The 22,473-nt window shown below is 66.3% G+C and carries 21 protein-coding genes and 1 pseudogene; 6 read left to right on the top strand and 16 right to left on the bottom strand.

The window, feature by feature from the left end; all coding sequences use genetic code 11:
* Positions 1-13: 13 nt before the first annotated feature.
* The 11 genes from AB0I14_RS20180 to AB0I14_RS20130 all read right to left on the bottom strand — a co-directional run bounded on the left by AB0I14_RS20180 (position 14) and on the right by AB0I14_RS20130 (position 12,525).
* Positions 14-1,048 carry an acyl-CoA dehydrogenase family protein gene (locus AB0I14_RS20180; RefSeq protein ID WP_358025208.1) on the bottom strand — a complete coding sequence of 345 codons (1,035 nt, stop codon included), beginning with the start codon at positions 1,046-1,048 and terminating at the stop codon, positions 14-16.
* Positions 1,048-2,211 carry an acyl-CoA dehydrogenase family protein gene (locus AB0I14_RS20175; protein ID WP_358025206.1) on the bottom strand — a complete coding sequence of 388 codons (1,164 nt, stop codon included), beginning with the start codon at positions 2,209-2,211 and terminating at the stop codon, positions 1,048-1,050. Before AB0I14_RS20175 ends, AB0I14_RS20180 begins: the two co-directional genes overlap by 1 nt.
* The gene (locus AB0I14_RS20170; RefSeq protein WP_358025501.1) at positions 2,208-3,128 is read right to left on the bottom strand and encodes an acyl-CoA dehydrogenase family protein; all 921 of its coding nucleotides are present in this window, start codon (positions 3,126-3,128) and stop codon (positions 2,208-2,210) included. Before AB0I14_RS20170 ends, AB0I14_RS20175 begins: the two co-directional genes overlap by 4 nt.
* 5 nt (positions 3,129-3,133) lie before the next feature.
* A complete protein-coding gene (locus AB0I14_RS20165) occupies positions 3,134-4,303 on the bottom strand; it encodes an acyl-CoA dehydrogenase family protein (protein ID WP_358025204.1) in 1,170 nt (389 codons plus the stop codon).
* A 23-nt stretch (positions 4,304-4,326) separates the two neighbouring features.
* On the bottom strand, positions 4,327-5,478 hold the full coding sequence (locus tag AB0I14_RS20160; RefSeq protein WP_358025202.1) for a CoA transferase: 1,152 nt from the start codon (positions 5,476-5,478) through the stop codon (positions 4,327-4,329).
* Entirely contained in the window at positions 5,475-6,395 is a 921-nt protein-coding gene (locus AB0I14_RS20155) for an SDR family NAD(P)-dependent oxidoreductase (RefSeq protein WP_358025200.1), read from the bottom strand. The genes AB0I14_RS20160 and AB0I14_RS20155 overlap by 4 nt, the downstream gene beginning before the upstream one ends.
* The gene (locus AB0I14_RS20150; RefSeq protein WP_358025198.1) at positions 6,392-7,234 is read right to left on the bottom strand and encodes a TauD/TfdA family dioxygenase; all 843 of its coding nucleotides are present in this window, start codon (positions 7,232-7,234) and stop codon (positions 6,392-6,394) included. The genes AB0I14_RS20155 and AB0I14_RS20150 overlap by 4 nt, the downstream gene beginning before the upstream one ends.
* Positions 7,231-9,078 carry an NAD(P)/FAD-dependent oxidoreductase gene (locus AB0I14_RS20145; protein ID WP_358025196.1) on the bottom strand — a complete coding sequence of 616 codons (1,848 nt, stop codon included), beginning with the start codon at positions 9,076-9,078 and terminating at the stop codon, positions 7,231-7,233. The genes AB0I14_RS20150 and AB0I14_RS20145 overlap by 4 nt, the downstream gene beginning before the upstream one ends.
* Positions 9,075-10,247: an LLM class flavin-dependent oxidoreductase gene (locus AB0I14_RS20140; RefSeq protein WP_358025194.1), complete on the bottom strand. Its 1,173-nt coding sequence runs from the start codon at positions 10,245-10,247 to the stop codon at positions 9,075-9,077. Before AB0I14_RS20140 ends, AB0I14_RS20145 begins: the two co-directional genes overlap by 4 nt.
* 65 nt (positions 10,248-10,312) lie before the next feature.
* Positions 10,313-11,644, bottom strand: a complete 1,332-nt coding sequence (locus tag AB0I14_RS20135) for an aromatic ring-hydroxylating dioxygenase subunit alpha (RefSeq protein ID WP_358025499.1) — start codon at positions 11,642-11,644, stop codon at positions 10,313-10,315.
* A 32-nt stretch (positions 11,645-11,676) separates the two neighbouring features.
* The gene (locus AB0I14_RS20130) at positions 11,677-12,525 is read right to left on the bottom strand and encodes an SDR family oxidoreductase (protein ID WP_358025192.1); all 849 of its coding nucleotides are present in this window, start codon (positions 12,523-12,525) and stop codon (positions 11,677-11,679) included.
* Between the two features lie 153 nt (positions 12,526-12,678).
* On the opposite strand from AB0I14_RS20130, the gene AB0I14_RS20125 reads away from it, so the two are divergent.
* Genes AB0I14_RS20125 through AB0I14_RS20105 form a run of 5 tightly spaced genes read left to right on the top strand, consistent with a single transcriptional unit; the run spans position 12,679 to position 18,897 of the window.
* On the top strand, positions 12,679-14,322 hold the full coding sequence (locus AB0I14_RS20125) for an SMP-30/gluconolactonase/LRE family protein (RefSeq protein WP_358025190.1): 1,644 nt from the start codon (positions 12,679-12,681) through the stop codon (positions 14,320-14,322).
* Positions 14,319-15,056 (top strand): GntR family transcriptional regulator, encoded by a 738-nt coding sequence (locus tag AB0I14_RS20120; RefSeq protein WP_358025188.1) that lies wholly within the window; start codon positions 14,319-14,321, stop codon positions 15,054-15,056. Before AB0I14_RS20125 ends, AB0I14_RS20120 begins: the two co-directional genes overlap by 4 nt.
* An 18-nt stretch (positions 15,057-15,074) precedes the next feature.
* Positions 15,075-16,628: an AMP-binding protein gene (locus tag AB0I14_RS20115; RefSeq protein ID WP_358025497.1), complete on the top strand. Its 1,554-nt coding sequence runs from the start codon at positions 15,075-15,077 to the stop codon at positions 16,626-16,628.
* A 2-nt stretch (positions 16,629-16,630) separates the two neighbouring features.
* The gene (locus AB0I14_RS20110; RefSeq protein WP_358025186.1) at positions 16,631-17,416 is read left to right on the top strand and encodes an SDR family oxidoreductase; all 786 of its coding nucleotides are present in this window, start codon (positions 16,631-16,633) and stop codon (positions 17,414-17,416) included.
* On the top strand, positions 17,413-18,897 hold the full coding sequence (locus AB0I14_RS20105; RefSeq protein ID WP_358025184.1) for a long-chain fatty acid--CoA ligase: 1,485 nt from the start codon (positions 17,413-17,415) through the stop codon (positions 18,895-18,897). The genes AB0I14_RS20110 and AB0I14_RS20105 overlap by 4 nt, the downstream gene beginning before the upstream one ends.
* 24 nt (positions 18,898-18,921) lie before the next feature.
* On the opposite strand, the gene AB0I14_RS20100 is transcribed toward AB0I14_RS20105, so the two are convergent.
* The 5 genes and pseudogenes from AB0I14_RS20100 to AB0I14_RS20080 all read right to left on the bottom strand — a co-directional run.
* Positions 18,922-19,662 (bottom strand): SDR family oxidoreductase, encoded by a 741-nt coding sequence (locus AB0I14_RS20100; protein WP_358025182.1) that lies wholly within the window; start codon positions 19,660-19,662, stop codon positions 18,922-18,924.
* Positions 19,663-19,725: 63 nt separating this feature from the next.
* Entirely contained in the window at positions 19,726-20,088 is a 363-nt protein-coding gene (locus AB0I14_RS20095; RefSeq protein WP_358025180.1) for a nuclear transport factor 2 family protein, read from the bottom strand.
* Between the two features lie 41 nt (positions 20,089-20,129).
* Complete coding sequence (locus AB0I14_RS20090; protein WP_358025495.1) at positions 20,130-20,558, bottom strand: MarR family winged helix-turn-helix transcriptional regulator; 429 nt, start codon at positions 20,556-20,558, stop codon at positions 20,130-20,132.
* Positions 20,559-20,661: 103 nt separating this feature from the next.
* Positions 20,662-21,735: a dihydrodipicolinate reductase gene (locus AB0I14_RS20085; RefSeq protein ID WP_358025178.1), complete on the bottom strand. Its 1,074-nt coding sequence runs from the start codon at positions 21,733-21,735 to the stop codon at positions 20,662-20,664.
* 19 nt (positions 21,736-21,754) lie between these two features.
* Positions 21,755-22,060, bottom strand: a pseudogene (locus AB0I14_RS20080) (SDR family oxidoreductase); the annotation flags it as partial.
* A gap of 167 nt (positions 22,061-22,227) precedes the next feature.
* On the opposite strand from AB0I14_RS20080, the gene AB0I14_RS20075 reads away from it, so the two are divergent.
* Positions 22,228-22,470, top strand: a complete 243-nt coding sequence (locus AB0I14_RS20075; protein ID WP_358025176.1) for a hypothetical protein — start codon at positions 22,228-22,230, stop codon at positions 22,468-22,470.
* The last annotated feature ends 3 nt before the right edge of the window (positions 22,471-22,473 follow it).

Genomic DNA, 22,473 nt, shown 5'->3' with positions numbered 1-22,473 from the left:
CCGCGCGGAAAACTCATCGGTAGCGCGCAGAGATCCTGGCGCGGTGCTCGGCAGGCGACCCGAACAGTGATCGGTTGAGCGCCGCCCGCTTGAGAAAGACGTGCACGCCGCTCTCCCAGGTGTAGCCGATACCGCCGTGCAGTTGCATGGCCTTGCCGGCCACCTCGACGGCGGCTTCGGTGGCATGGGCCTTGGCCATCGACACCTCGCGAGGCCCCGGAGATTCGACGGCCGCGTGCACCAGTTGACGGGCCACCGAGATCTGCACGAGCATGTCGGCGCAGGCGTGCTTGACGGCCTGGAATGAGCCGATCGGGCGGCCGAACTGGTGACGAACCCCGGTGTAGGACACCGTGGCATCTAGCATGGCCTGCGCGACGCCGAGGCTGTCGCAGGCCACCGCGAGCGCGGCCCGTTCGGCGAGCGCGCGCAAACCGGCCTCGGCATCGCCGTCGAAGCGCCACACCGCGTCCTCGTCGACCTCGACACCCTCTGCCGACACGGTGGCCAACCTGCGGGTCTCGTCGAGCACCGGCTGGTCTGTGACCGTCAGCCCGGGAGCATCCGCGGCCACATCGACGAGCACCGCCATCCCGTCGGCGTCACGTGCGGGCAGCAGCAGCCGCTCGGCGTCGGCCGCGTCGGGCACAAACGCGGCCCTGCCGTGGACGCGCCAGCCCAGCCTGGTGGTGGCCAGATCGAACGGTGCCGCTTCGCCCGACCCTGGCAAGGCCAGCACGGCCCGGGTGTCCCCGGTCACCACCGCTTGCAGCAACGCATCACGGGATTCGTTGGGTCGCACCGCATTCAGGGCACCGATGGCCAGCACGGCACCGCCCAGGTATCCGGTGGCCGCAGCGGCCCGGCCCAGTTCCTCGCAGATCACCGCGACCTCGGCGAACGTAGCGCCGGCACCACCAGCGTCCTCGGGCGCGTCCAGTCCGATCCAGCCTGCCGAGACCAGCAGCGGCCAGTCAATGGTGTCCTTGGCCAGCAGATCAGCGGCTACCGAACGCAGTTCGTCATGGATCTCTGAGAATTCGCTCATCACACCGCACTCGGTTCTCTCGGCAGGCCCAGACCGCGCTCACCGATGATCGTCCGCTGGATCTCGCTGGCGCCACCGGGGATGGTCCATTCCCACGATCCGATGAAATCGAGCATCCAGGCGCCCGACTCCCAGCCGCTGGAGGCCGGTTTGGTCAGCACGGTGTGGGCGTTCAGGCCGCCGATCTCCGCGCCGAAACCCGTCATCCGCTGCAGTAATTCGCTGTAGTAGAGCTTGACGATCGACGCGTCGGCGGGCCCGGCCTGCCCGGCCTCGGTGCGCTCCACCAGATCCCGGCACAGTCCGCGCAGGCCGGTCAGCTCGAGCTCGAACTGCGCCAGCCGGTCGGCCACCACGGGATCGTCTGCCGGGGCGGCATCCAACAGCCAGTTGAAGCCCGCATTGCCCAGCCGCTCGGACAATTCCAGCATGGTCATGCCCCGCTCGGCGCCGAGCGTGGCCTGCGCGACCTGCCAGCCCTTGTTCACCGGGCCGATCAGGTTGGCTGCGGGCACTGCCACGTCGTTGAGGAAGATCTCGCAGAAATGCGAATCCCCCACGGCATTTCGGATCGGACGCACATCGATGCCCGGTGCGGTCATGTCCATCAGAAAGTACGAGATGCCATGCCGCTTGGGTGCATCCGGATCGGTGCGGGCCAGCAGCAGACACCAGTCGGCATGCAGAGCACCACTGGCCCAGAGCTTCTGGCCGTTGACGACGAAGTTCTCACCGTCGGCGCGAGCCGTGGTGCGCAGTGCGGCCAGATCCGATCCGGCCTCCGGTTCGGAGAACCCCTGCACCCAGATCTCGCCATCGAGGATGGCGGGCAGGTGCCTTCTGCGTTGCTCGTCGGTGCCAGCGGCCAGCAGAGTGGAAGCGGCGTGGTGGATACCGACGAACGCCAGCACCAGGCGAGGCGCATCGTGAGCGGCCAGTTCCTGGTACAGGACGATCTGCTGGGGTACGGACATGCCGCCGCCCCATTCGGCCGGCCAGTGCGGCACGGCGTATCCGGCGGTGTGCAGCTCGGCGAACCAGGATTTCTGGAACGCTGCGAACTCGTCGTCGCCGACACCGGTCTGGTTGGGGCGCCAGTCTTTCGGGACGTGTGCTGCGCACCAGTCCCGCACGGCGGCCCGGAACTCGTCGAGCTCGCTCACGAGAACAACCCGGTGAGTCCGCGCCGGCCCAGCCGCCCAGTCAGCGTCTCGCGGGTCTTGGACACCCCGAATGGCAAGCGACGCAACGGCTGGCTGTACCGCGACAGCCAGGACAGTACGGTCTCGTCGCAGAAGCCGACCGCCCCGTGCAGCTGATGGCACACCCGGAACACCACCTCGGCGGCCTCGATGGCGGCCAGTCGCAGAGCCAGCGCGTCGTTGATCGCCTCGTCGGACGGGTTCGTTCCCAGGCTCCACAGCGCGTGTTTGGCCAGCATGTCGACGCCGCTGCGCTCCACCTCGGCGTCGGTGAGCTGGAACTGCACGCCCTGGAACGACGACAGCGGCTGACCGAACTGCTTGCGCAGGCTGACGTGTGCGACGGTGAGGTCGATGGCCCGGTCCAACATGCCGAGTAGCGTCCACGACGGCAACGTCAGGGCCAGGGCCACATCTGCGGTGCCCTGGGTGTCCACCGCGTTGACCTCGAGTGCGGTGACGAACGACGGTCCCGACGCGCCGGTCTTGGCCACCATGCTGCGCCTGCCGTCCAATGTGACGGTGGCCCAGCGGTTGTCCAGCCCCTGCAGCGCCGCCTCGGGAGCACCCCCGTCGACGACGATCAGCCCGTCGACGTCGAGATCCTCCGGGCGCGCCAATCGCTCGGCCACCGGATACGGGAGGGCCCAATACCCCGCGCTGCGGCACAACGCGGCCGCGGCCTCCAACGAGTCCGCATCGGAACCTGGTTCGAGCTCGAGGGCGCCCAGGCTTTCCAGGACGGGGGTGACCAAGGCTGCGCGGGTGTGCGGCTTGGCGTCGGCCTGGGCCAAGAGTTGGTCACCACCGGCGGCCTCGAACGCCTTGAGGGCTTGGCGGCCATATTCTTTGGCGTCGTCGTTGAGATCGAGAATCATCGCCATCACGCCCTTCCGGCCAGCATGGTCCGCGACAGCAGGATGCGTTGCATCTCGATACTTCCCGAGGACACCGTCGACGCCTGCGAGTACCGCCAGTGGTCCTCGACCTCGGCGCGGAAGTACTCGGCTTCTGTGCTGCCGCCCCTGGGGAGGGCCGCAGCCATCTCCATCAGCACCTCGGCGCTCTCCTGGTCCAGTCGGGTCACCGCGATCCGATATGCCGCGGAGTCACCGGGATTCACCCGCCCGGTGGCCTGCATCGACACCACCCGGTAGGCCATCAGCCGGGCCCGGCGGCAATGCGTGAGCATCCGGGTCCACCGTCCGCGCAGTTCGGTGGGCAGCTGGTCCCATTTGTCGCCGAGCACCTCGGGGGCGGCCTGCAGCAGCCGCTCACAGCGTGCGTAGCGGGCGATGCCGACGCGCTCGAACGACACCACGTCCTGCACGATCGACCAGCCCTGGTCGACGGTGCCGAGCACATCGGCCTCGGTCACCTTGAGGTCGTCGAAGAACACCTCGTTGAGATGGTGCGGGCCCATCATGGTGCGGATCGGGCGCACCTGAATGCCTGGTGAATCCATCGGCACCAGGAAGATGGTCATGCCCTGTTGTTTCTTCTGGGTTGCGCCTTCTCCCACCTTGGAGGTGCGGGCCAACAGGAAGATCCACTGCGCCATGGTGGCGTACGAGGTCCAGATCTTCTGGCCGTTGACCCGCCAGCCGCCGTCCTCCCGACGCGCGAAGGTGCGCAGCGAGGCCAGGTCTGAGCCGGCCTCCGGCTCGGAAAAGCCCTGGCACCAGATCACTTCACCATTGGCGATCGGTGGCAGGTGCTTGCGCTGCTGTGCTTCGGTGCCGTGTCGCATGATGATCGGCCCGACCCAGTTGACGCCCATGTACTGGGCGCCGCGCGGCTCGTGGTGCGCCCACATCTCCTCGCGCACCACGGTCTGCTCCCACACCGAGGCGTCGCCGCCGCCGAACTCCTTCGGCCACGACATGCACAGCAGGTGCTGTTGCGCCAGCGTCCGGCAGAACTGCTGGGCCACCGCCAGATCGGCGGGGTCGTCGGTGAACGCGCCGAGAAAGTCGGCGGGCACCTGGTCGGCGATCAGCGCACGCAGCTCACCGCGCAGCGTGTCGGCCACCTCACCAAAATCGAAATCCACTCCTGGCCTTTCTTTTCCGACCGCTAACCGGCGATGTCCCGCGGACCGAGCTCGGCAAGCACCGCGGCGGTGTCCGCGCCCAGCTCCGGCGCGTACCCAGCGATGTGACCCGGGGTGCGGGAGAACCAGGTCGGCACACCGGGCATCCGCACCCGCCCGTGCGGGGTGTCTACGGTCTCGAACAGTCCGACGGCGTTGAGGTGCTCGTTCTCGAACAGCTCATCGGGGGTGAGCATGGGGGCAGCGGGAATCTCCAACTCCGCGAACAGATCCAGCCACTCGGCGGTGGTGCGCTCCTTGAGGGTCTGGGCCAACAGCCCGTACACCGTGTCGATCTGCCGCGCCCGCTGCTCCAGCGTCGCGTATTCAGGGCTGTTCCAGGTGGGTTGCACCCGATCGATGAACGCATTCCAGTGCTTGTCGTTGTAGATCAGCGCCGCGATGTGACCGTCCTTGGTCTCATACGGCTTTCGGTTCGGGGTGACCGCCCGCGGATACACCGCAGGCCCCAGCGGGGGGTCGAACATGGCGCCGTTGGCATGTTCGACCAGCATGAAGGAGGCCATGGTCTCGAACATGCTGACCTCCACCTCCTGGCCCTCGCCGGTGCGCTCCCGGTGGAACAGCGCCATCGTCGTGGCGTACAGCGCGGTCAGCCCGGCCACCTTGTCGGCCATGATCGTGCCGACGTAGGACGCCTCACCGGTCAAATGCTGTTGCACCGCAGGTATTCCGCACTCGGCCTGGATGGTGTCGTCGTAGGCGGGCCGATCGGCATCCGGGCCGCGCCGGCCGTAGCCATAGCAGTTGGTGTAGACGATGCCAGGGTTGATGGCCGCCACGTCGTCGTAACCGAACCCGAGCTTGGTGATGGCCTTGGCCCGCATGGAGTGGATGAACACATCGGCATCGGCGATCAGCGCACGCAGGTCGGCCTTGCCCTGCTCCGATCGCAGATCCAGGACCACACTGCGCTTGCCGCGGTTGACGTTGACGAACACCCCGCTCATACCCGGAGCCGGACCCACCGAGATGTAACGGGTGTTGTCCCCCGCCGGTGTCTCCACCTTGATCACGTCGGCGCCCATGTCGGCCATGATCTGCGTGCAGTACGGCCCCATCACCATGGCGGTGAGGTCGATGACCCGAACCCCGTGCAGCGGACCATTTGTCATGATCTGGCCCCCTCTGCTGCCCTTGAGAAGCTGTAGCGGATGTGCTCGGCGTGCCCGTCGGGAACCACCGGGAAGACCACCGGTTCGCTGAGGTCGCGGATGCGGTCCATCTGCTCGCCGACCTCCTCCACGGTCCACGACGGCCGATACACGCCCGGCGACTCAGCGACGACGGCGCGAGCCAGCCGTCCGGCGATCGCCACGAAGAATTCACCGGTGACCGAACAGGATTCGTGAGCCAGCCAGCCTACGGCCGGTGCCACCAGGTCCGCACCCATCGGCGGGTAGGCCGAGGTGTCCAGGCCCTCGGCCATCCGGGTCACCGCGCCCGGCACGATCGTATTGCAGACGACGCCCTCGGCGGCACCCTCGAGAGCCACCACATTGCACAGCCCGAGGATCCCGGCCTTGGCCGCGGCGTAGTTGGCCACCTCATGGTTGCCGTAAAGACCGCCGATCGACGAGGTCAGCACCACCCGGCCGTAGCCGGCCTCGCACATGAGTGGAAATGCGGGGCGGACAACGTGGAACGCGCCGCGCAGATGTACGTCGAGCACCGAGTCGAAATCGTCGTAGCTCATCTCCTTGAGCGAGCCGCGGCGTACCGTGCCGGCGTTGTGGATCAGGATGTCGACGCGACCGAAGTGCTCCACGGCAGTGCCGATGATGGCCTGACCGCCTTCGGGGGTGGCCACCGAATCGGTGACGGCGATGGCTTCTCCACCGGCCGAGACGATTTCGTCGACCACCTGCTGGGCGGGTGCGGTGTCGGCGCCGTCTCCGGCGAGACTGCCACCTGGGTCGTTGACGACCACCTTCGCGCCCTTCGATGCCAGCAGCAGGGCATACTCGCGGCCGAGCCCCCGGCCGGCGCCGGTGATGACCGCGACACGATCGTCGAATCTCAGAGTGCTCAAGCGAAGGGCTCCTCGCCCTCGAGTTTGGTGCGCTGCAACGGCCGGCCCGACGACGGGTCGTACGGCGTGGCGCGGTGCATGGTTCCGGTGTTGTCCCAGATCACCAGGTCACCGACGCTCCACTTGTGCCGGTAGGTGAATTCGGGCTGGGTGGCCCAATCCCGCAGCCGCACCAGCAGTTCGATGCTTCGCCTGAAGTCGATCGGGCCGTCGGCGTCGACGATGTGGCGCGCGGTGGCACCCAATACCAGCGACTTGCGGCCGGACTGATGCGTCCACACCAACGGCAGCTCGCGGTCACCGATCGCCATCATGCGGCGCAGCGACTCGGCGCTGGGCTCGGGGTCGTAGTAGAACAGCGTGTTCCACGCCGAGTGCATCACCCGCAGCCCCTCGATGTCGGCCTTGTCCTCGTCGGACAGGTCGTCATAGGCGGCATAGGTGTTGCAGAACTCGGTGTCGCCTTCCTCGGGGTTACCCAGTGCCACGCTCTGCAGCAGCGAGGCCAGGATCGGCACCTCGTTCATCGTGCCGTCGATGTGCCAGTACAGCGAGCCCTTGAGATAGTCGGCCTGCTTGTTCACCTCGGTATCCAGCGACACCTTGTAGAGCTTCCCGCCGAACGCCTCCGGGGCGAACGTGCCCAGCGTTTCGGTGAACGCGATCTGTTCCTCGTCGCTGAACCCGACCTGCGGGAACACCAGCACCCCGCGCTGCTCCAGCAGTTCCCGGATCCGCCCGGCATGCTCGCCAGAGAGAAGCGTGGCCTTGTCGGCGCGGATCTCGGTTCCGATGCGCGGCTTGATGTCCCGGGTGTCAAGCACTGTTGTCGTCGTCATGTGGTGAGCTCTAATCCGTCCAGGTCGCCCTTGGCCCGCCAGTCAGCGATCAGCTCGTCGAAGGCGTAGAACCCGGGCGAGTAGAAATCACCCAGGAAAGCGCCGTTGCGCTCCGCGCCACCGCGGCCCTCATTGTTGTAGTAGCCAGGCGTGCACGACAATTCGAACGCCGAGTTGTCGATCGCCAGTTCGCCCACTGTCGAGACCCAGGTGTCCTGGCCCTCCTGGCTGGGCTCGACCTTGGTGGCACCCCGGTTCTGCGCCTCGGCGATGATGTAGGCGATGTGGCGGGCCTGCTGTTCGAACATCGCCGTGGTGTTGGCCGACACGCCGCCCTGGATGAAACCCATGAAGAACTGATTGGGGAATCCACGGCTGGTCATGCCGTGCAGTGTCTTGTAGTCGTTCTGCCAGTAGTCGAACAGCTCGAGCCCGTCACGCCCGACGATGCGATCGATCGCGAACCGGCGGCTGATCTCGGTGGAGATCTCGAAGCCACTCGCGAAGATCACGCAGTCGACCTCGTATTCGACACCGTCGGCAACGATGCCCTTCTCGGTCAGCCGTTCCACACCCTTCGAGGCCGAGACGTCGACGAGGGTCACATTGGGGCGGTTGAACGTGGCGAGATACTGCTCACTCGACGTCGGCCGCTTGCACATGAAGCGGTAGTACGGCTTCAGCGCCTCGGCGGTCGCGGGATCCTCCACGATCTCGCCGACGAGCCGGCGCAGCCGCTCCATGATCTTGAAGTCTTCCTCTTCCCGGAAGGCCATGATCTGCTCGATGGTCACCGCCGCCGGGTCATCGCTGGCGGCGATCCGGGCGGTCAGATTGCGCCCGAGCTCGGTCCAGAAGTCGCACACCAGGTCTGGCTCACCGAACACCACACCGACGAACGGCGACCAGTTGTGGAAGTTGCGCTTCCGCTCTTCCTGCCAACCCGGTTGCAGGGACGCGGCCCACGCCGGATCGGTGGCCGGGTTGGATCGGGCGTCAACCGACGACGGAGTCCGCTGGAAGACGAACAGCTGCTGGGCGTCGCGGCCTAGGTGCGGTACCAGCTGGATGCCGGTCGCGCCGGTGCCGATGAGGGCGACGCGCTTGTCGGCCAACTTATGCAGGCCGCCGTCGGCGTCCCCGCCGGTGTAGTCGTAATCCCACCGGGCGGAATGAAACACGTGGCCGGCGAAGTCCTTGATCCCGGGGATGCCCGGTAGCTTCGGCCGGTTGTAGGAGCCTTGCGCCATGACCACGAAACGGGCCCGGATGTCATCGCCCCGGTCCGTGGTGATCTGCCAGCGTTGCGTCGCGTCCTCCCAACGCAGTTCGCGCACCTGCGTGGAGAACAATGCGCCGTCGTACAGGCCGAAATGCTTGCCGATGTTGCGGCAGTGCTGGAAGATCTCGGCGCCGTCGGCGAATTTCTTGCTCGGCATGAAGTCGAGCTCTTCGAGCAGCGGGATGTAGCAGTAGGCGTCGTTGTCACACTGGATGCCGGGGAAGCGATTCCAGTACCAGACCCCACCGAAGTCGCCGGCCATCTCGATGACGCGGATCCCCTCGACACCGGCCTTCTTCAGATACGCCCCGGCCAGCAGCCCGGCGAAGCCACCACCGAGGATGACGACGTCGGACTCCTCGGTGATCGGGTCCCGTTCGGTCACCGTCGTGTACGGATCGACCTCGTAGAAGTCGGCGAAATCGCCTTCCAGTTCCAGGTACTGGTCGGCGCCTTCGGGCCGCAGCCGCTTGGCCCGCTCGGCGGCGTAGCGCTCACGGATCGCGTCGATGTCGATATCGGTGGGCGTATCGGTGGGCCCGCAGGTGTCCGGCTGGGTCATGCGTTGGCCTTCTCCGGCAGCGCGGCGGCGTGCAGCGGGGCGGGCATGTCGTGCACCGCGGGCAGCACCTCGGCGGCGAACAATCGGACGCTGTCGAAGGCCTTCTCGTACGGCATGGTGCCGAACTGCGGGACGATGGTGACCTCGGAGAACGAGCAGGCCTCCTGCGCCGCCTTGAGCTTGGTGAACACCGTCTCGGGGGTGCCGATCAACAGGTTCGAGGCGTGGTATCCGGGCGGGCCACCCTTCTTCTGGTTGCCGACCTCGGAGGCCAATACGGCCGTCGCGGATGCTTCGCGGGCGGCATACGCCTCATAACCCTTGACGCCCTTGAAGTTCGATGCGTCGGCAAAACCGTAGTGCACGTTGACGTCGCGGTTGGCGGTCCAGATCCACTCTTCGGTCTGGGCCACCTCGTCCTCGGACTCCACGCAGTACATGAACATCACGTTCTTGGGCTGACACGGTCCCAGGCCCTCTTCGGCCCGGAAAGTGTTGACCTTGCGGACTTCCTCGCCGGCATCAGTGATCGGCTTGTTTCCGACAAACAGCGGCACCATGCCGCGGCGGGACAGGATCTCCAGCGACTCGGCGGTCGAGGACGAGCTGTAGATGCGGTCGAACAGGTCGGTGCTGATCGGCTCCGGACGCAGCGACATCTCGGGGAACGAGAAGATGTTGCCCTCGTACGAGAACCGCTCACCGGAGAAGGCCAGCTTGAGGATGTCCAGCGTCTCGTTGAACCGATCGCGGCTCTCCTCGCGCGGCACGCCGACCGCGGCGAACTCGCCCTTGGACACACCACGGCCCAGGCCGATGGTGGTGTAGCGACCGTTGGACACGATGTCGAGGTAGGCGATCTGGGTGGCCAGCCGGATCGGGTTCCACCACGGCACCACCGCCACGAAGGTGCCCAGGCTGACCCGCTCGGTGCGTCCGGCGAAATAGGTCAGGGCCTGAATCGGGTTGGGTGTCATGCCGTATGGCGTGCCGTGGTGCTCGGGGAACCAGATCCCGTCGAAGCCCAGCGGCTCGGCGAGGTCGCCGAGTGCCAGCGCGGCCTGCACGCACTTGTAGTCCGGTGTGGCGGGCGGGGTGCTGAAGTCACCGGCCAGCACGCGGTCCCAATCGTGGGAGTTCTGCGCCCCGGTACCCAAATTAACTTTCATTACGGCTCCTTAACGGGCGATTTGGGTGCAATTAGCGGCGGTGACCGCCGGTGGATGCACCCAAATCACTGGATGTCGGTGGGCTCTCCGCTGCCCATGTACTTGGAAAGTTGGTAATGCAGGTTGACGGTGCTGCGTTCGCGGTACGGATTGGGCTTGGTGCCCGGAAATCCTGCCGACTTCATGCCCTGCTGCACCGCGGCCATGTTCGAGAAGTCCTGCGGCAGCACCGAGCGCCAGTTCGGACTGTCCGGCGGGGTGTACTCCCATTCGGTCTGCGGCTCTTCCCCTTTCGGATAGAGCTCGAACACCGACACCTCGAAGATGCACTTGTCCGGGTCGTAGCCCGGATCGGGCCGGGCGCTGTAGCACAGCGCACTGGTGAGGCCCTGGCCGATCTGGAAGTTGGGGAAGATCTGCCAGGCGGTGCCGCTCTGCCCGAGGATGTCGGGTGGGATGGTCGGCCAGACCACGCCGCGAGCCTCGTCGTCGCGACGGGCCGAGGACAACCAGTGCTCAAGCACCTTGTCGGCGGGCGTGCCTTCGGGGAGCTCGTCGACCAGGCGCTTGGCGGCGTTGACCAGGGTCTGCGTGGTGGTCGCGTTGGTCTCTTCCATGGTGTAGACCTGCATCTCGGCGGTGGAGATGCGCGGATCACCGGTGCCGAGGCGGATCTTGGACTTGGTCTCCTCCATGTCCTTGGGCGCGTCATAGCCGATGTTGGAGTGCCTGCCCTGCGCCTTGGCCCAGCCCTTGAACTCGCCGAACTTGTTGAACTCGGGGTGGGTGGTGAATACGTGGTAGGTCTCGTTGAAGGCCTCCATCGCAACTTTCCAGTTGCAGTCGAACTTCAGCCATTTGCGCCACTTGTAGCGCATGTTCTCCAGACCGAACGGATCGAGGATCTTGGCGGCCGGAAACAGGAAGTCTGCCAACGGTTCGCAGTCGGGGTCCATGTTGATGAACAGCCAGCCGCCCCACGTGTCGACCCGGACCCCGGCCAGATGGGTGTTCTCCGGGGTCAGCGTGCCTTGCCAGTCGTCCTGCTCACGGACATGCGTGCAGGCCCCCTTGAGGTCGTAGGTCCAGCCGTGGAACCCGCACATGAACGACTTGCGGGTACGTTCGCAGGCATTTTTGGCGCCGGCGGGGGTGTCGACCAGGCGCCGGCCGCGATGCATGCACACGTTGTGGTGGGCGGCAAAGGATTCCGCCGAGGACCCGGCGGCGGTGCGCACCACCAGGATCGAATCGTCGAGGATGTCGTAGGTGATGTAACTGCCGACCTCGGGAAGGTCCTCGATGCGGCCAATCTGCTGCCACACCTTGCGCCACAGGCGATCCCGCTCGTTGCGGGCGTACTCCGGCGAGATGTAGGCGTCGACCCCGATGGTCATGGGGGAAGAAAGCTCGCCGGTCAATTCTTCGGTCACTTGTGCCTCCTGATGGCCGCGCGGAAGTCGTCGTCCTTGAGGAACAGCGAGGTGTTGTCGCCGCCGAGATGGGTCCAGCGCAGGTTGAGCCCACCGTCGACCAGGATGGTCTGGCCGGTGATGTAGCTCGAAAGATCTGAGAGCAGAAACAGGATGGCGCCGGCCTGCTCCTCGGGCGTGCCACGCCGACCCATCGCGATGGCCCGCTGGTCACGCTCGGGGTCGGCGTCGACATAGGTTGCCGAGGCGGCGGTTTCGGTCACCCCCGGGGCGACGGCGTTGACCCGGATGCCGTCATCGGCCAGTTCGACGGCCATGGTTCTGGTGGCCGCCACGATCGCGGCCTTCGCGGTGCCGTAGGCGACGTGATAGGGCGCGGTGTTCATCCCGCTGATCGAGGACACTGACACGATCGAGCCCGAATTGGACTCGGCGCGCAGCTCCCCCGCAACGGCCTGGCTCATGAAGAACATGGTTTCGAGGTTGGCGGTGAACAGTTCGCGCCAGTCGGCCCGTGACACCCGGGTGGCCGGCATCCAGGTCGACGGGGCGGCGCCGCCGGCGACATTGACGAGTCCGTAGAGCTTGCCGTCCGCGCGACGTGCCACGTCGAGGACCCGGGCGATGCCCTCATCCGTCGACGCGTCGGCCGCCACCGTCACGACGCTCAGGCCCTTGTCGGCCAGCGGTGCAACGTGGGTGTCGAGGTTGTCCTGCGATCGGCTCACCGCCACGACCGTGGCCCCGGCTTCGGCCGCCATCCGCGTGACGGTGGTACCGATGCCGCCGCCTCCGGCGCCCGACACCACCACGACCCGGCCGTCCAGGCTCAGGGAGCTCTCCATACGTGACCCTTATCGACCTATTTGTCCGGACAACATATTGCGATCTTCATATTGGAGAACACTATTCCCCAGCACTTATGCACCGTCAAGGGCAGATCTGTTCGTTCAGATCGCTATTGTCTGGACTACGTGGAGTTGCTAACGTCCGAGGTCATGAGCGCGCTATCGGTATCTGATGCCAGGTACACCGCAAACCCGACGGTCGCCGGGAATTGGACGCTGGAGCAGGTCACCGCACCCAGCCGGCTTTTCGGCGCGAACGGACTGCGCACCGGCGCGGATGGGCGGATCTACGTCGCACAGGTGACCGGCAGCCAGATCAGCGCCCTCGACCCGGTGACCGGGCGGTTGGAAACCGTCAGCGCCAAGGGTGGCGACATCGTCGCTCCGGACGATGTGGCGTTCGACGCCGACGGCAACCTTTATGCCACCGAGGTGATGGACGGCCGGGTCAGCGTGCGCGCGGCCGACGGTCGCACCCGTGTGCTGCGCGACGACATCCCCTCGGCCAACGGCATCACGTTCCACCAGGGTCGGCTGTTCGTCGGCGAATGCCGCGAGGGCGGCCGGCTCATGGAGTTCGACCTCGCCGGCGGCGCCCCGCGCGTCCTGTTGGAGAACGTGCCCTCCCCCAATGCCATGGAGGTCGGCCCCGACGGGTTGCTCTACTTCCCGGTGATGGGCGCCAACGAGATCTGGCGTATTGATCCCGACGGCGGGCAACCCGAGGTGGTGGCCGGCGGGCTCGGAGTGCCGGACTCGGTCAAGTTCGACGCCGACGGCTACCTCGTCTCCACCCAGGTCGCCAGCGGCCAGGTGCTGCGCATCGACCCGCGCAACGGTGAGCAGACGCTCCTGGCGCAACTGAATCCCGGCCTGGACAACTGCACCTTCGTCGGCGACCGGTTGTTCGTCTCCAACTTCACCGGTGAGATCACCGAGATCCTTGATAGCGGCGGCGGAGCCGCCAATGTGCCTGCGACCCAGACATTATTGTCTGGCGGGCTGAACTGGCCGCTGGACCTGACCGTGTGTGCCGACGGCGAGTTGTACGTCGCCGACGGCACGTACTTCTACCGGGTCGGCCCAGACGGCGCCCTGCATACCGTCGCGATGCTCTTCTCTCCTGGTTATCCGGGCTTCCTGCGCGGGGTGGCTGCCTCGGGCCCAGGAGAATTCATCGTCACCACCGCCGCCGACACCGTGGCACGCTTCCGCCCGGCAGGCGCCCAGGATGAGGTGAGCGAAGTGCTCGCCGGTGGCATCGACCAGCCCTACGGGGTGGCCCTGGCACCCGACGGGTCTGTGCTGGTGGTCGAACAGGGCGCGGGACGGCTGCTGTCGGTGCGCGACGGCTCCACCACGGTGCTCGCTTGGGGCCTGGACACCCCGGTGGGTGTGGCGATCGGCCCCGACGGCGCACCGCTGGTGTCGGTGGCCGGTGCTGTTGTTCGTGTGGACGGCGGGAAAGCCATACCGCTGGTCGACGGATTACACACGCCGCACGGGATTCTCGTACGTGACGGCGCGCTCTACATCGTCGACTCCGGCAGCAAGGAGCTCATCAGCTACGACGTGAAGAACGGCCCGGCCACCGCTCGGACCGTCATCGCCTCCGGGTTGCCGGTCGGGCCGCCGCCGGGAGTGACCCCCAAGCCGCTCAAGGGCATGCCCCCGTTCTCCGGCCCGCAGGGCCCGTTCGCCGGGATCACCGCGGGAGTCGATGGGACGCTCTACATCTCGGGTGACGGCGACGGCAGCGTGCTGGCGCTGCGCCGGGCCGCAGCGAGAACATGACAGTCACACCGGCCGACCACCGTTACCTCCAGGTGGCGCGCACCCTGCGCAAGGAGATCGTCGACGGGGTCTACCCGGTGGGCTCGCAACTGCCCACCGAACACGAACTCTGCGAGCGCTTCGAGGTCAGCCGCTACACCGTGCGCGAAGCACTGCGACGGCTCCGCGACGACAATCTGGTCACCTCGCGCCCGCGGGCCGGAACCACCGTGGCACCGCGCGCCGCGGCGAACACCTATGCCCAGGACGTGGTCTCGATCAATGACCTGTTGGCGTTCGCCACCGGTGCCCAGTTCACCATCGAGTCCAACGCCATGGTCACGATCGACCGCGAGTTGGCCGAGCGCACCGGACTACCCCTCGGCGAGCAGTGGCTGGCGGTGCGCGGTTACCGCCAGGCTGACGACGATGCGGCACCGGTGTGCCGCACCGAGTACTACATCAACCGCAGCTTCGCCGGGGTAGGCCGGCTGCTGCAACGGCACTCCGGGCCGATCTTCCCGTTGATCGAGGATTTGTTCGGGGTCAGCATCGTCGAAGTGCATCAGGAGATCTCAGCGATCGTCACCTCCCCCGAACTCGCGGCGGGCCTCAAGGTTGCCCCAGGTTCCGCGGCCCTGCAGATGCAACGGACGTACACCACCTCCGACGGGGAGATCGCCCAGGTCACCGTCAACACCCACCCCTCGGACCGGTTCCGGCATGCCATGACGATGCGCCGGGTCAAGGGCTGAGGCGTGGTGCGAAATCCCGTGCGATGGGACGAGGACCGCGCGGCCGACGCCTACGCCCGCGGGCTGTGGGTGTCCACCACCCTGGCCGACGCGCTGACCGACGCGGCGCGTGACTCCCCCGACCGGGTGCTGCTGGTAGACGACGAGAACTCGCTGACCGCCGGTGAATTGCACACCCGGGCACGGGCTGTGGCGCTGCAGCTGACCGCGTGGATGCCGCAAGGCAGTGTGGTGTCCTTCATGCTGCCCAACTGGCACGAGGCCGCGATCATCTATCTGGGTGCCACGCTGGCCGGCATGGTGGTCAACCCGATCCTGCCCTCACTGCGGGACCGGGAACTGTGCTTCATCCTCGATGACGCGCAGAGCCGGGCGATCTTCATCCCCGCCGAATTCGGCAACCATGACTACGCGGCCATGCTGACCCGGGTGTGCCCCCAGCTGGACACCCCACCGCAAGTGGTGGTGCTGCGCGGCGATCCGGGCCCGCACCGCGCGTTCGCTGCCCTACCCGACGCTCCGGATCGGGATCTTCCGACGCTCGTCCCGGACGACATCCGGATGATCATGTACACGTCGGGCACCACGGGACGCCCCAAAGGCGTACTGCACAGCCATAACTCGATCAACGCACTCATCCGCCAGTTGGGCGAGCACTGGATGGTCGACCCCGGCGACACCTTCCTGGTGCCCTCCCCCATCGCGCACATCGGCGGCTCGATCTACGCCTTCGAATGCCCGCTGCTGCTGGGCAGCACCGCGGTGCTGATGCAGCGCTGGAACGCCGACGGCGGCGTGACCCTGATGACCGACCACGGGTGCACCCACATGGCCGGGGCGACACCGTTTCTGGAACAACTGCTCGGCGCCGCCGAACGGGTCGGCACCCGGTTGCCCGACCTCAAGGTGTTCATCTGCGGTGGTGCGTCGGTGCCGCCATCGCTGATCCGGCGGGCGTCTGACTACTTCGACCGGGCCGTCGTCAGCCGGGTGTACGGCTCCACCGAGGTACCGGTCACCACCGTCGGCTCACTGTCCCCGGGAGGGGTCGAGCACGCCGCCGAGACCGATGGCCGCCCCGGCATCGCCGAGATCCGGCTCGTCTCCGGCGAGATCCGGGCCCGCGGTCCACAGATGCTGCGGGGCTATCTGCACTCCGAGGACGAGATCGAATCCTTCGACGAGGACGGCTTTTTCCGCACCGGCGATCTCGGCCGCTGGGTGGACGGCGACTACCTGCAGGTCACCGGACGGGCCAAGGACCTCATCATCCGCAACGGCGAGAACATCTCCCCCAAGGAAGTCGAGGACCTCCTGGTCGGCGAACTCGGCATCACCGAGGTGGCCGTCGTCGGCCTGCCCGATGAACGCACCGGGGAACGCGCCTGCGCGGTAGTGGTGACGGCCGATGGCCAACACCCCGACGTGGCCGATGTGGGCCGGGTGCTGGCCGGGCACGGGCTGGCCCGGTTCAAATCACCCGAACGGGTGGAGGTCTGGGATGCCCTGCCGAAGAATGACGCGGGAAAAGTGTTGAAGCATCACATCCGAGCAAGGCTGAAGGGCGAATAGAGATGCAGGTTGCGATCGTCACCGGGGCCAGCAGCGGCATCGGATTCGGCTGTGCCACCACGCTTGCCGAGGCCGGAATAGCCGTGCTCGGCACCGGACGGGATGAGGAGCGACTCGGCGAACTGGCCAAGGCCGTCCGCGATCCGGACCTCATCGCCACGCTGGCCGTCGACCTGACCGCCGACGATGCCCCACAACGCATCGTGGAGGCTGCGCTTGCCCGCTGGGGCCGCATCGACTTTCTGATCAACAATGCCGGTGTGGGCAGACCCAAGCCTTTGCACGAGACCGACGACGCAACCCTGGACCATTTCCTCGGGATCATGCTGCGCGCACCATTTCGGTTGGCCCGCGACGTGATACCGCACCTGGGCCCTGGCTCGGCAATCATCAACATCACCTCCACATTTGCGGTAGTCGGCGGATTGCGCGGCGGGGCATACTCGGCGGCCAAGGGCGGGTTGACGGCGCTGACCACGCACATCGCCTGCCAGTACGGGGCCCAGGGCATCCGGTGCAACGCGGTGGCCCCGGGCGTCACCGTCACCCCGATGGTCGAACAACGCCTCAACGATCCGGGCTTCCGCAAGATGCAGACCGAGATGACCCCGCACACCCGACTGGGCCGGGTCGAGGACATCGCCGCCACCGTGGCGTTCCTGTGCTCCGACGGCGGCAGCTTCATCAACGGACAGACCATCGTCGTCGACGGCGGTTGGAGCTCAACGAAATACCTGTCCGATTTCGCGCTGAACTCCACCTGGGTTGAGGGTGGGTCTCCGTCATGAACATTTTCGCGGTACTCGATCAGGCCGCGGCGAGATTCGGCGACCACGGCGCGGTTTTCCTGGGCGAACGCCAACTGCACACCTGGACGCAGTTGCGCGACCGGGTACTGCGGCTGGCCACCGCGCTGAAGACCGTCGGCGATCGCGGCACCCGCATCGCCGTCGCCAGCGAGAACCGGCCCGAGGTCATCGAGCTGATGTTCGCCATCTGGGCGGCTGAATGCGTTTTCGTGCCGATCAACTACAAGCTGCATCCCCGCGAGATGGCCGACATCCTGGCAGATTCCGGTGCGGCACAGGTGTTCGCATCGGCCAAGATCGCCGAAGGCCTCACCGCCACCACCGAGGCCCCCGTCGAAACCATTGGCAGCCAGTCGTACTCGGACCGATTCAGCGCCGAGCCCGCAGAGCCGCCGTCGACCGATCCGGACACCCTGGCCTGGCTGTTCTACACCAGCGGCACCACCGGAAAATCCAAGGGCGCCATGCTGTCCCATCGCAACCTGATGGCGATGACGGTGGCGCACCTGGCCGATTTCGACGATCCGGACGAGAACTGCAGCCTGATCCACGGCGCCCCGATGTCACACGGTTCCGGCCTGTACATCCCTCCGTACGTGCTGCGCGGCGCCCGCCAGGTGGTGCCGGAATCTGCCGCGTTCGAACCCGACGAGTTCCTGGACCTGTGCGGCCATCACCCGGGCAGCAGCGCCTTTCTGGCTCCGACGATGGTGCAGCGTCTGATCCAGACCGGCAGGCCCCGCCCGGAGAACCTGAAAACCGTTGTCTACGGCGGCGGACCTATGTACGTCGACAGCCTCAAGAAGGCGCTGGCCGCCTACGGCCCGATCTTCGTGCAGCTCTACGGGCAGGGCGAGGCGCCGATGACGATCACCGGGTTGCGCCGGGCCGACCACCTAGAAGCCGACGACGCGACGCTCGGTTCAGTGGGGTATCCGCGCTCCGGCGTCGAGGTCGCCGTCCTCACCGAGGACGGGACCCCGGCCGCCATTGACGAGATCGGGCAGATCGTCTGCCGCGGCGACGTGGTCATGTCCGGCTACTGGAACAACCCGGCCGCCACCGCCGCGACACTGAAGAACGGCTGGCTGCACACCGGCGACATGGGCTCATTCGATGCCCGCGGCTACCTCACCCTGCGCGACCGGTCCAAGGACGTGGTGATCAGCGGCGGCAGCAACATCTATCCCCGCGAGGTGGAGGAAGCACTACTGGAACACCCCGATGTGGTCGAGGCCGGTGTCGTCGGCGCACCCGACGCCGACTGGGGTGAGGTGGTCGTGGCGTTCGTGGTCGCCGGCGATGCCAGCGCGGTCGATGCCGCCGCGCTCGACGCGCATCTCCTGGAACGCATCGCCCGGTTCAAGCGACCCAAGCGCTACGAGTTCATCGACGCACTACCGAAGAACAGCTACGGCAAGGTGCTCAAACGCGAACTACGGGATCGGTTGACGCGGTGACGTTTCGGTCCCACCACGTTGAACTCAGACCTGAATCTGCCCACCGTCTACAGCCAGCTCCGCTCCGGTGATGAAGCTGCTCTGGTCCGAGGCCAGGAACAGCACCGCGGCGGCGATCTCGTCGGGCCGGCCCACCCGCTTCACCGGCAACTGAGCCGCCCAACCGTCCAGCAGATCCTGCGTCTGGTCAGCGGGTGCCAGGCCCGTGAGTCCGGGGGTTTCGACCGGGCCGGGAACGATGGTGTTGACGCGGATCTTGCGGTCAGCCAGTTCGGCGGCCCAGGTGCGGCCCAGGGATCGGATTGCTGCCTTGGACGCGGCGTACAACCCGAATGCCGGGATGCCCTTGGCGGCGGCGGTGGATCCGGCCAGCACTACCGAGGCGCCTTCATTGAGCAGTGGCAGCGTCTTCTGCACGGTGAACACCGTGCCGGCCACGTTGCGGTCGAAGTTGTCGCTGTAGTGCTGCGGTGTCACCTCGGCGAGAGTGGCGAAGTCGCCGCCGCCGGCGTTGGCGAAGACAACGTCGAGGCCCTGGCCGTGCTTGGCGATCTCGGCGGCGAGGGTGTCGAGTTCTTCCGGCTTGCTGATATCGCTCTGCACGCCGTGCGCGCCGATCGACGCGGCAGCCTCGTCGAGGCGGGTGCGGTCGCGTCCGGTGATGAAGACATACGCGCCTTCATCGGCCAGCCGCTTGGCCGTCGCCAGACCGATGCCCGAAGTTCCACCGGTGACCAGTGCCGTCTTGCCGTCGAGTTGTCCCATGATCGGGCTCCGTTCGTGTGTGGTTCGTGCGGTTCGCCCACTACAACATAGGTGATATATCACCTATTCCGGCGAGTTCAGAACCGTCCACATCCGAATGATGCGCTCATCGGATATCTCGGCGACGTCGAAGCCAGACGCGACCGTCGTGTCGTCCGGCGTGCGGACCTCCCAGGCCAGAAAACCCAGGCCGCGCGTCTGACGCACCGGGCCCGCCTTCACGAAGTGAAGACCCGGTAGCTTCTCCTGCAGTTCAGCAGCCTTGGCGTTCAACTCGTCATGACCAGTGGCGGTGCCTTCGTCATCGATCCACTGCACGTCGGCCGAGTAGGTATCGGCGATCACCGCGGCGCGGCGTTGCGGGTCGCGCTCGTCGAACACGGCCAGCAGATTGGCCTCCATCAGGCGGGTGATGACCTCATTCAATGCTCTGCTCCTGAATTTTTAGGTGATTAATCACCTAAAGATTAGCTCGGTTCGGGCGGAAGTGAGCAGTTGTGATTGAGGTGGACGTGTATGTGCTCCAGCGCGGCGGTGAACGGGCCGAGCAAGTTCTCGGGCAGAGGATCGAAGAACAGGCTGCGCACCAGGTCGACATGCCCGGGTGCCGCCTCAACGATCGCCCGCCGGCCGCTCGCGGTGAGCACGACGTTGGTGGTGCGGCCGTCTTCGGCGCTGGGGCGGCGTTCGGTCAGGCCGCGTTGTTCCATGCGCCGCAGCTGATGTGACAGCCTGCTCCGTTCCCAGCCGATCTGCGCGGCCAGATCGCTGACCCGCATGCCCGCGGCGTTGTCGGCACTGAGCGCCACCAGCACGTCATAGTCGGCCAGCGACAATCCGGAGTCGGCCTGCAGCTGGCGGTTGATTTCGTAGTTCATCCGCAGCTGGACCCGCATGTACGCGACCCAGGCGCGCTGTTGTTTCGGCGTCAGCCATCCCCGCTTCGGTGATGTGTCCCGCACTTTTCTCGGCGTCACATTTGTCAGTATGACGGTCCCCTCACCACATCACGCCACGAATCAGCTCCGTCTGCGGGATATCTTCGGCGGCAACCAATCCCGCGGGTGCGCGGCACACCCAATCGATCGCGTTGACCACCCGGGCAGCCGTGGAGACGCAGCCGGCGTCGGTCACGTCGAGGACGGGATGGGAGAGGCTGGTGCTCACCTCGATGCGCGGCTCGCCCTCCACGATCACCATGTGCACCCCGGACTGTCCTTCCGGCGGATACTCCCAATCCGGCGCTGCCGCAGGCGTCAACCGCGTGGTGTGCTCGACGGTGATCACCGGAACGCCGCCGCGCAGGCCCTCGGCGGCGAATCGCGTCCCGGCCAGCTGCCCTGGCTCGACGGTCATCATCGTGCATTCGATGCGCTCGGTGGCGTACCACGGCTCGAACCGCTGGGCGACCTCGTCGAGCTCCACCCCGAGACGGTTCGCGAGATTGCGCACCAGGCCGCCGAACATCGACGTGATCACTCCAGGCTGGAACGCCATCGGCAGGTCGTCGTCCGGGGTGGTGCCGAAACCCATAGCGGTGCCGGTGTATTCGTAATCGTCGTAGTTGCCGTAGTCGAAGATCTCCTTGATTGTCACCGATTCGGCCCGCGTGACCAGACTCAGTGCGGCGTACGCCGCGGTGTCGCCCGAATAACCCGGATCGATGCCGTTGACATACAGCGAGGAGTTCCCGACGGTGCACGCCTCTTCAAGCGGTACCCGCAACCAGTCGTCGGCCTGGCGCGGTGTCACCAGCCACACCATCGAGGTGCCGACGACGTTGATCCCGGCCGCCAGGAACCGCGACATCTGCCCGATGGCCTCCATCGGCCGGGTCTCGCCCAATGCCGTATAGACCACGCAATCGGGCCCGAGCGCGATGAGCGCGTCGATGTCGTCGGTCGCGGTGACATCCGTCGGCTCGCTGAGCCCACACAATTCGGCAGCGTCGCGCCCGATCTTGTCCGGGCCGGAGGCATGGACACCGACCAGCTTCAGATCCGGTCTGCCGATGATCGCCGCCAGCGAATGCCTGCCGACATTCCCGGTGGAGAATTGGACCACTCTGCGCATTTTCACAACCTGTTTCTGCTCAGTAGTCGGGGATCGGCAACGGCGAGTTGTTCGAGTCGATCCCGCCGTCAACGAGGAAGATGGCGTTCGCCGCATAGCAGTCGCGCGTGGACAGATACACGCACAACCTTCCGAGGTCCTCCACATCGCCGAGGCGATGCAACGGCGTCGCCTCCTTCATCTTCTCCATCGACCCGGGTGACAAGTCAAGGCTTACTTGTAAACCATCGGTCGCGAACGATCCCAGCGCGATCGCGTTCACCCGGATCTTGGGCGCCAGCTCCTGCGCCATCGCTCGGGTGAGCACCTCCAGTGCGCCCTTGGCATTCCTGGCACCTCGAATACGGCCGAGGCGCCGTGGTGACCCACGCTGCCCTCGCTTTGGTCGAGGAAGCGCTGGAGACCAGTTGAAGTAGCCATGGACGGGCGGATTGCGACAGGCATACGCTGATGTGATCTAGATCACCATGCTGGACCCGAGGAGGCGGAATGATGACCGCCACAACGACGCATTTCCCCAGCCAGAAGGCGCCCTGCGGACGCACCACCCAAGGCGACCACCACATCGAGAATGACGACGACGGCCTGAGCTTCGACGACTTCACATTCGCCTGCGGCTGCCGCGAGTCTCGGCACACCTACCACGACGGCTGCGTCAGCATCCGCACCATCAGGCACGACGGCAAAGTCCTCCGAGACGAGCGCTGCGGCGAACATGAGGCCTTCGAAGTCTGAGAA

This window comes from Mycobacterium sp. NPDC050441 (genome assembly GCF_040655355.1).
Taxonomy (GTDB): domain Bacteria; phylum Actinomycetota; class Actinomycetes; order Mycobacteriales; family Mycobacteriaceae; genus Mycobacterium.
Note: the sequence above shows the minus strand (reverse complement) of the source record. Positions and strands in the feature narration are given on the sequence as shown.

Excerpts from the sequence above, each read along its gene's own strand:
- AB0I14_RS20180 (WP_358025208.1), bottom strand. The coding sequence starts at position 1,048 with ATGAGCGAATTCTCAGAGATCCATGACGAACTGCGTTCGGTAGCCGCT.
- AB0I14_RS20170 (WP_358025501.1), bottom strand. The coding sequence starts at position 3,128 with ATGATTCTCGATCTCAACGACGACGCCAAAGAATATGGCCGCCAAGCC.
- AB0I14_RS20160 (WP_358025202.1), bottom strand. The coding sequence starts at position 5,478 with ATGACAAATGGTCCGCTGCACGGGGTTCGGGTCATCGACCTCACCGCC.
- AB0I14_RS20150 (WP_358025198.1), bottom strand. The coding sequence starts at position 7,234 with ATGACGACGACAACAGTGCTTGACACCCGGGACATCAAGCCGCGCATC.
- AB0I14_RS20145 (WP_358025196.1), bottom strand. The coding sequence starts at position 9,078 with ATGACCCAGCCGGACACCTGCGGGCCCACCGATACGCCCACCGATATC.
- AB0I14_RS20140 (WP_358025194.1), bottom strand. The coding sequence starts at position 10,247 with ATGAAAGTTAATTTGGGTACCGGGGCGCAGAACTCCCACGATTGGGAC.
- AB0I14_RS20135 (WP_358025499.1), bottom strand. The coding sequence starts at position 11,644 with ATGACCATCGGGGTCGACGCCTACATCTCGCCGGAGTACGCCCGCAAC.
- AB0I14_RS20130 (WP_358025192.1), bottom strand. The coding sequence starts at position 12,525 with ATGGAGAGCTCCCTGAGCCTGGACGGCCGGGTCGTGGTGGTGTCGGGC.
- AB0I14_RS20125 (WP_358025190.1), top strand. The coding sequence starts at position 12,679 with ATGAGCGCGCTATCGGTATCTGATGCCAGGTACACCGCAAACCCGACG.
- AB0I14_RS20120 (WP_358025188.1), top strand. The coding sequence starts at position 14,319 with ATGACAGTCACACCGGCCGACCACCGTTACCTCCAGGTGGCGCGCACC.
- AB0I14_RS20110 (WP_358025186.1), top strand. The coding sequence starts at position 16,631 with ATGCAGGTTGCGATCGTCACCGGGGCCAGCAGCGGCATCGGATTCGGC.
- AB0I14_RS20105 (WP_358025184.1), top strand. The coding sequence starts at position 17,413 with ATGAACATTTTCGCGGTACTCGATCAGGCCGCGGCGAGATTCGGCGAC.
- AB0I14_RS20100 (WP_358025182.1), bottom strand. The coding sequence starts at position 19,662 with ATGGGACAACTCGACGGCAAGACGGCACTGGTCACCGGTGGAACTTCG.
- AB0I14_RS20090 (WP_358025495.1), bottom strand. The coding sequence starts at position 20,558 with ATGCGGGTCCAGCTGCGGATGAACTACGAAATCAACCGCCAGCTGCAG.
- AB0I14_RS20085 (WP_358025178.1), bottom strand. The coding sequence starts at position 21,735 with ATGCGCAGAGTGGTCCAATTCTCCACCGGGAATGTCGGCAGGCATTCG.
- AB0I14_RS20075 (WP_358025176.1), top strand. The coding sequence starts at position 22,228 with ATGACCGCCACAACGACGCATTTCCCCAGCCAGAAGGCGCCCTGCGGA.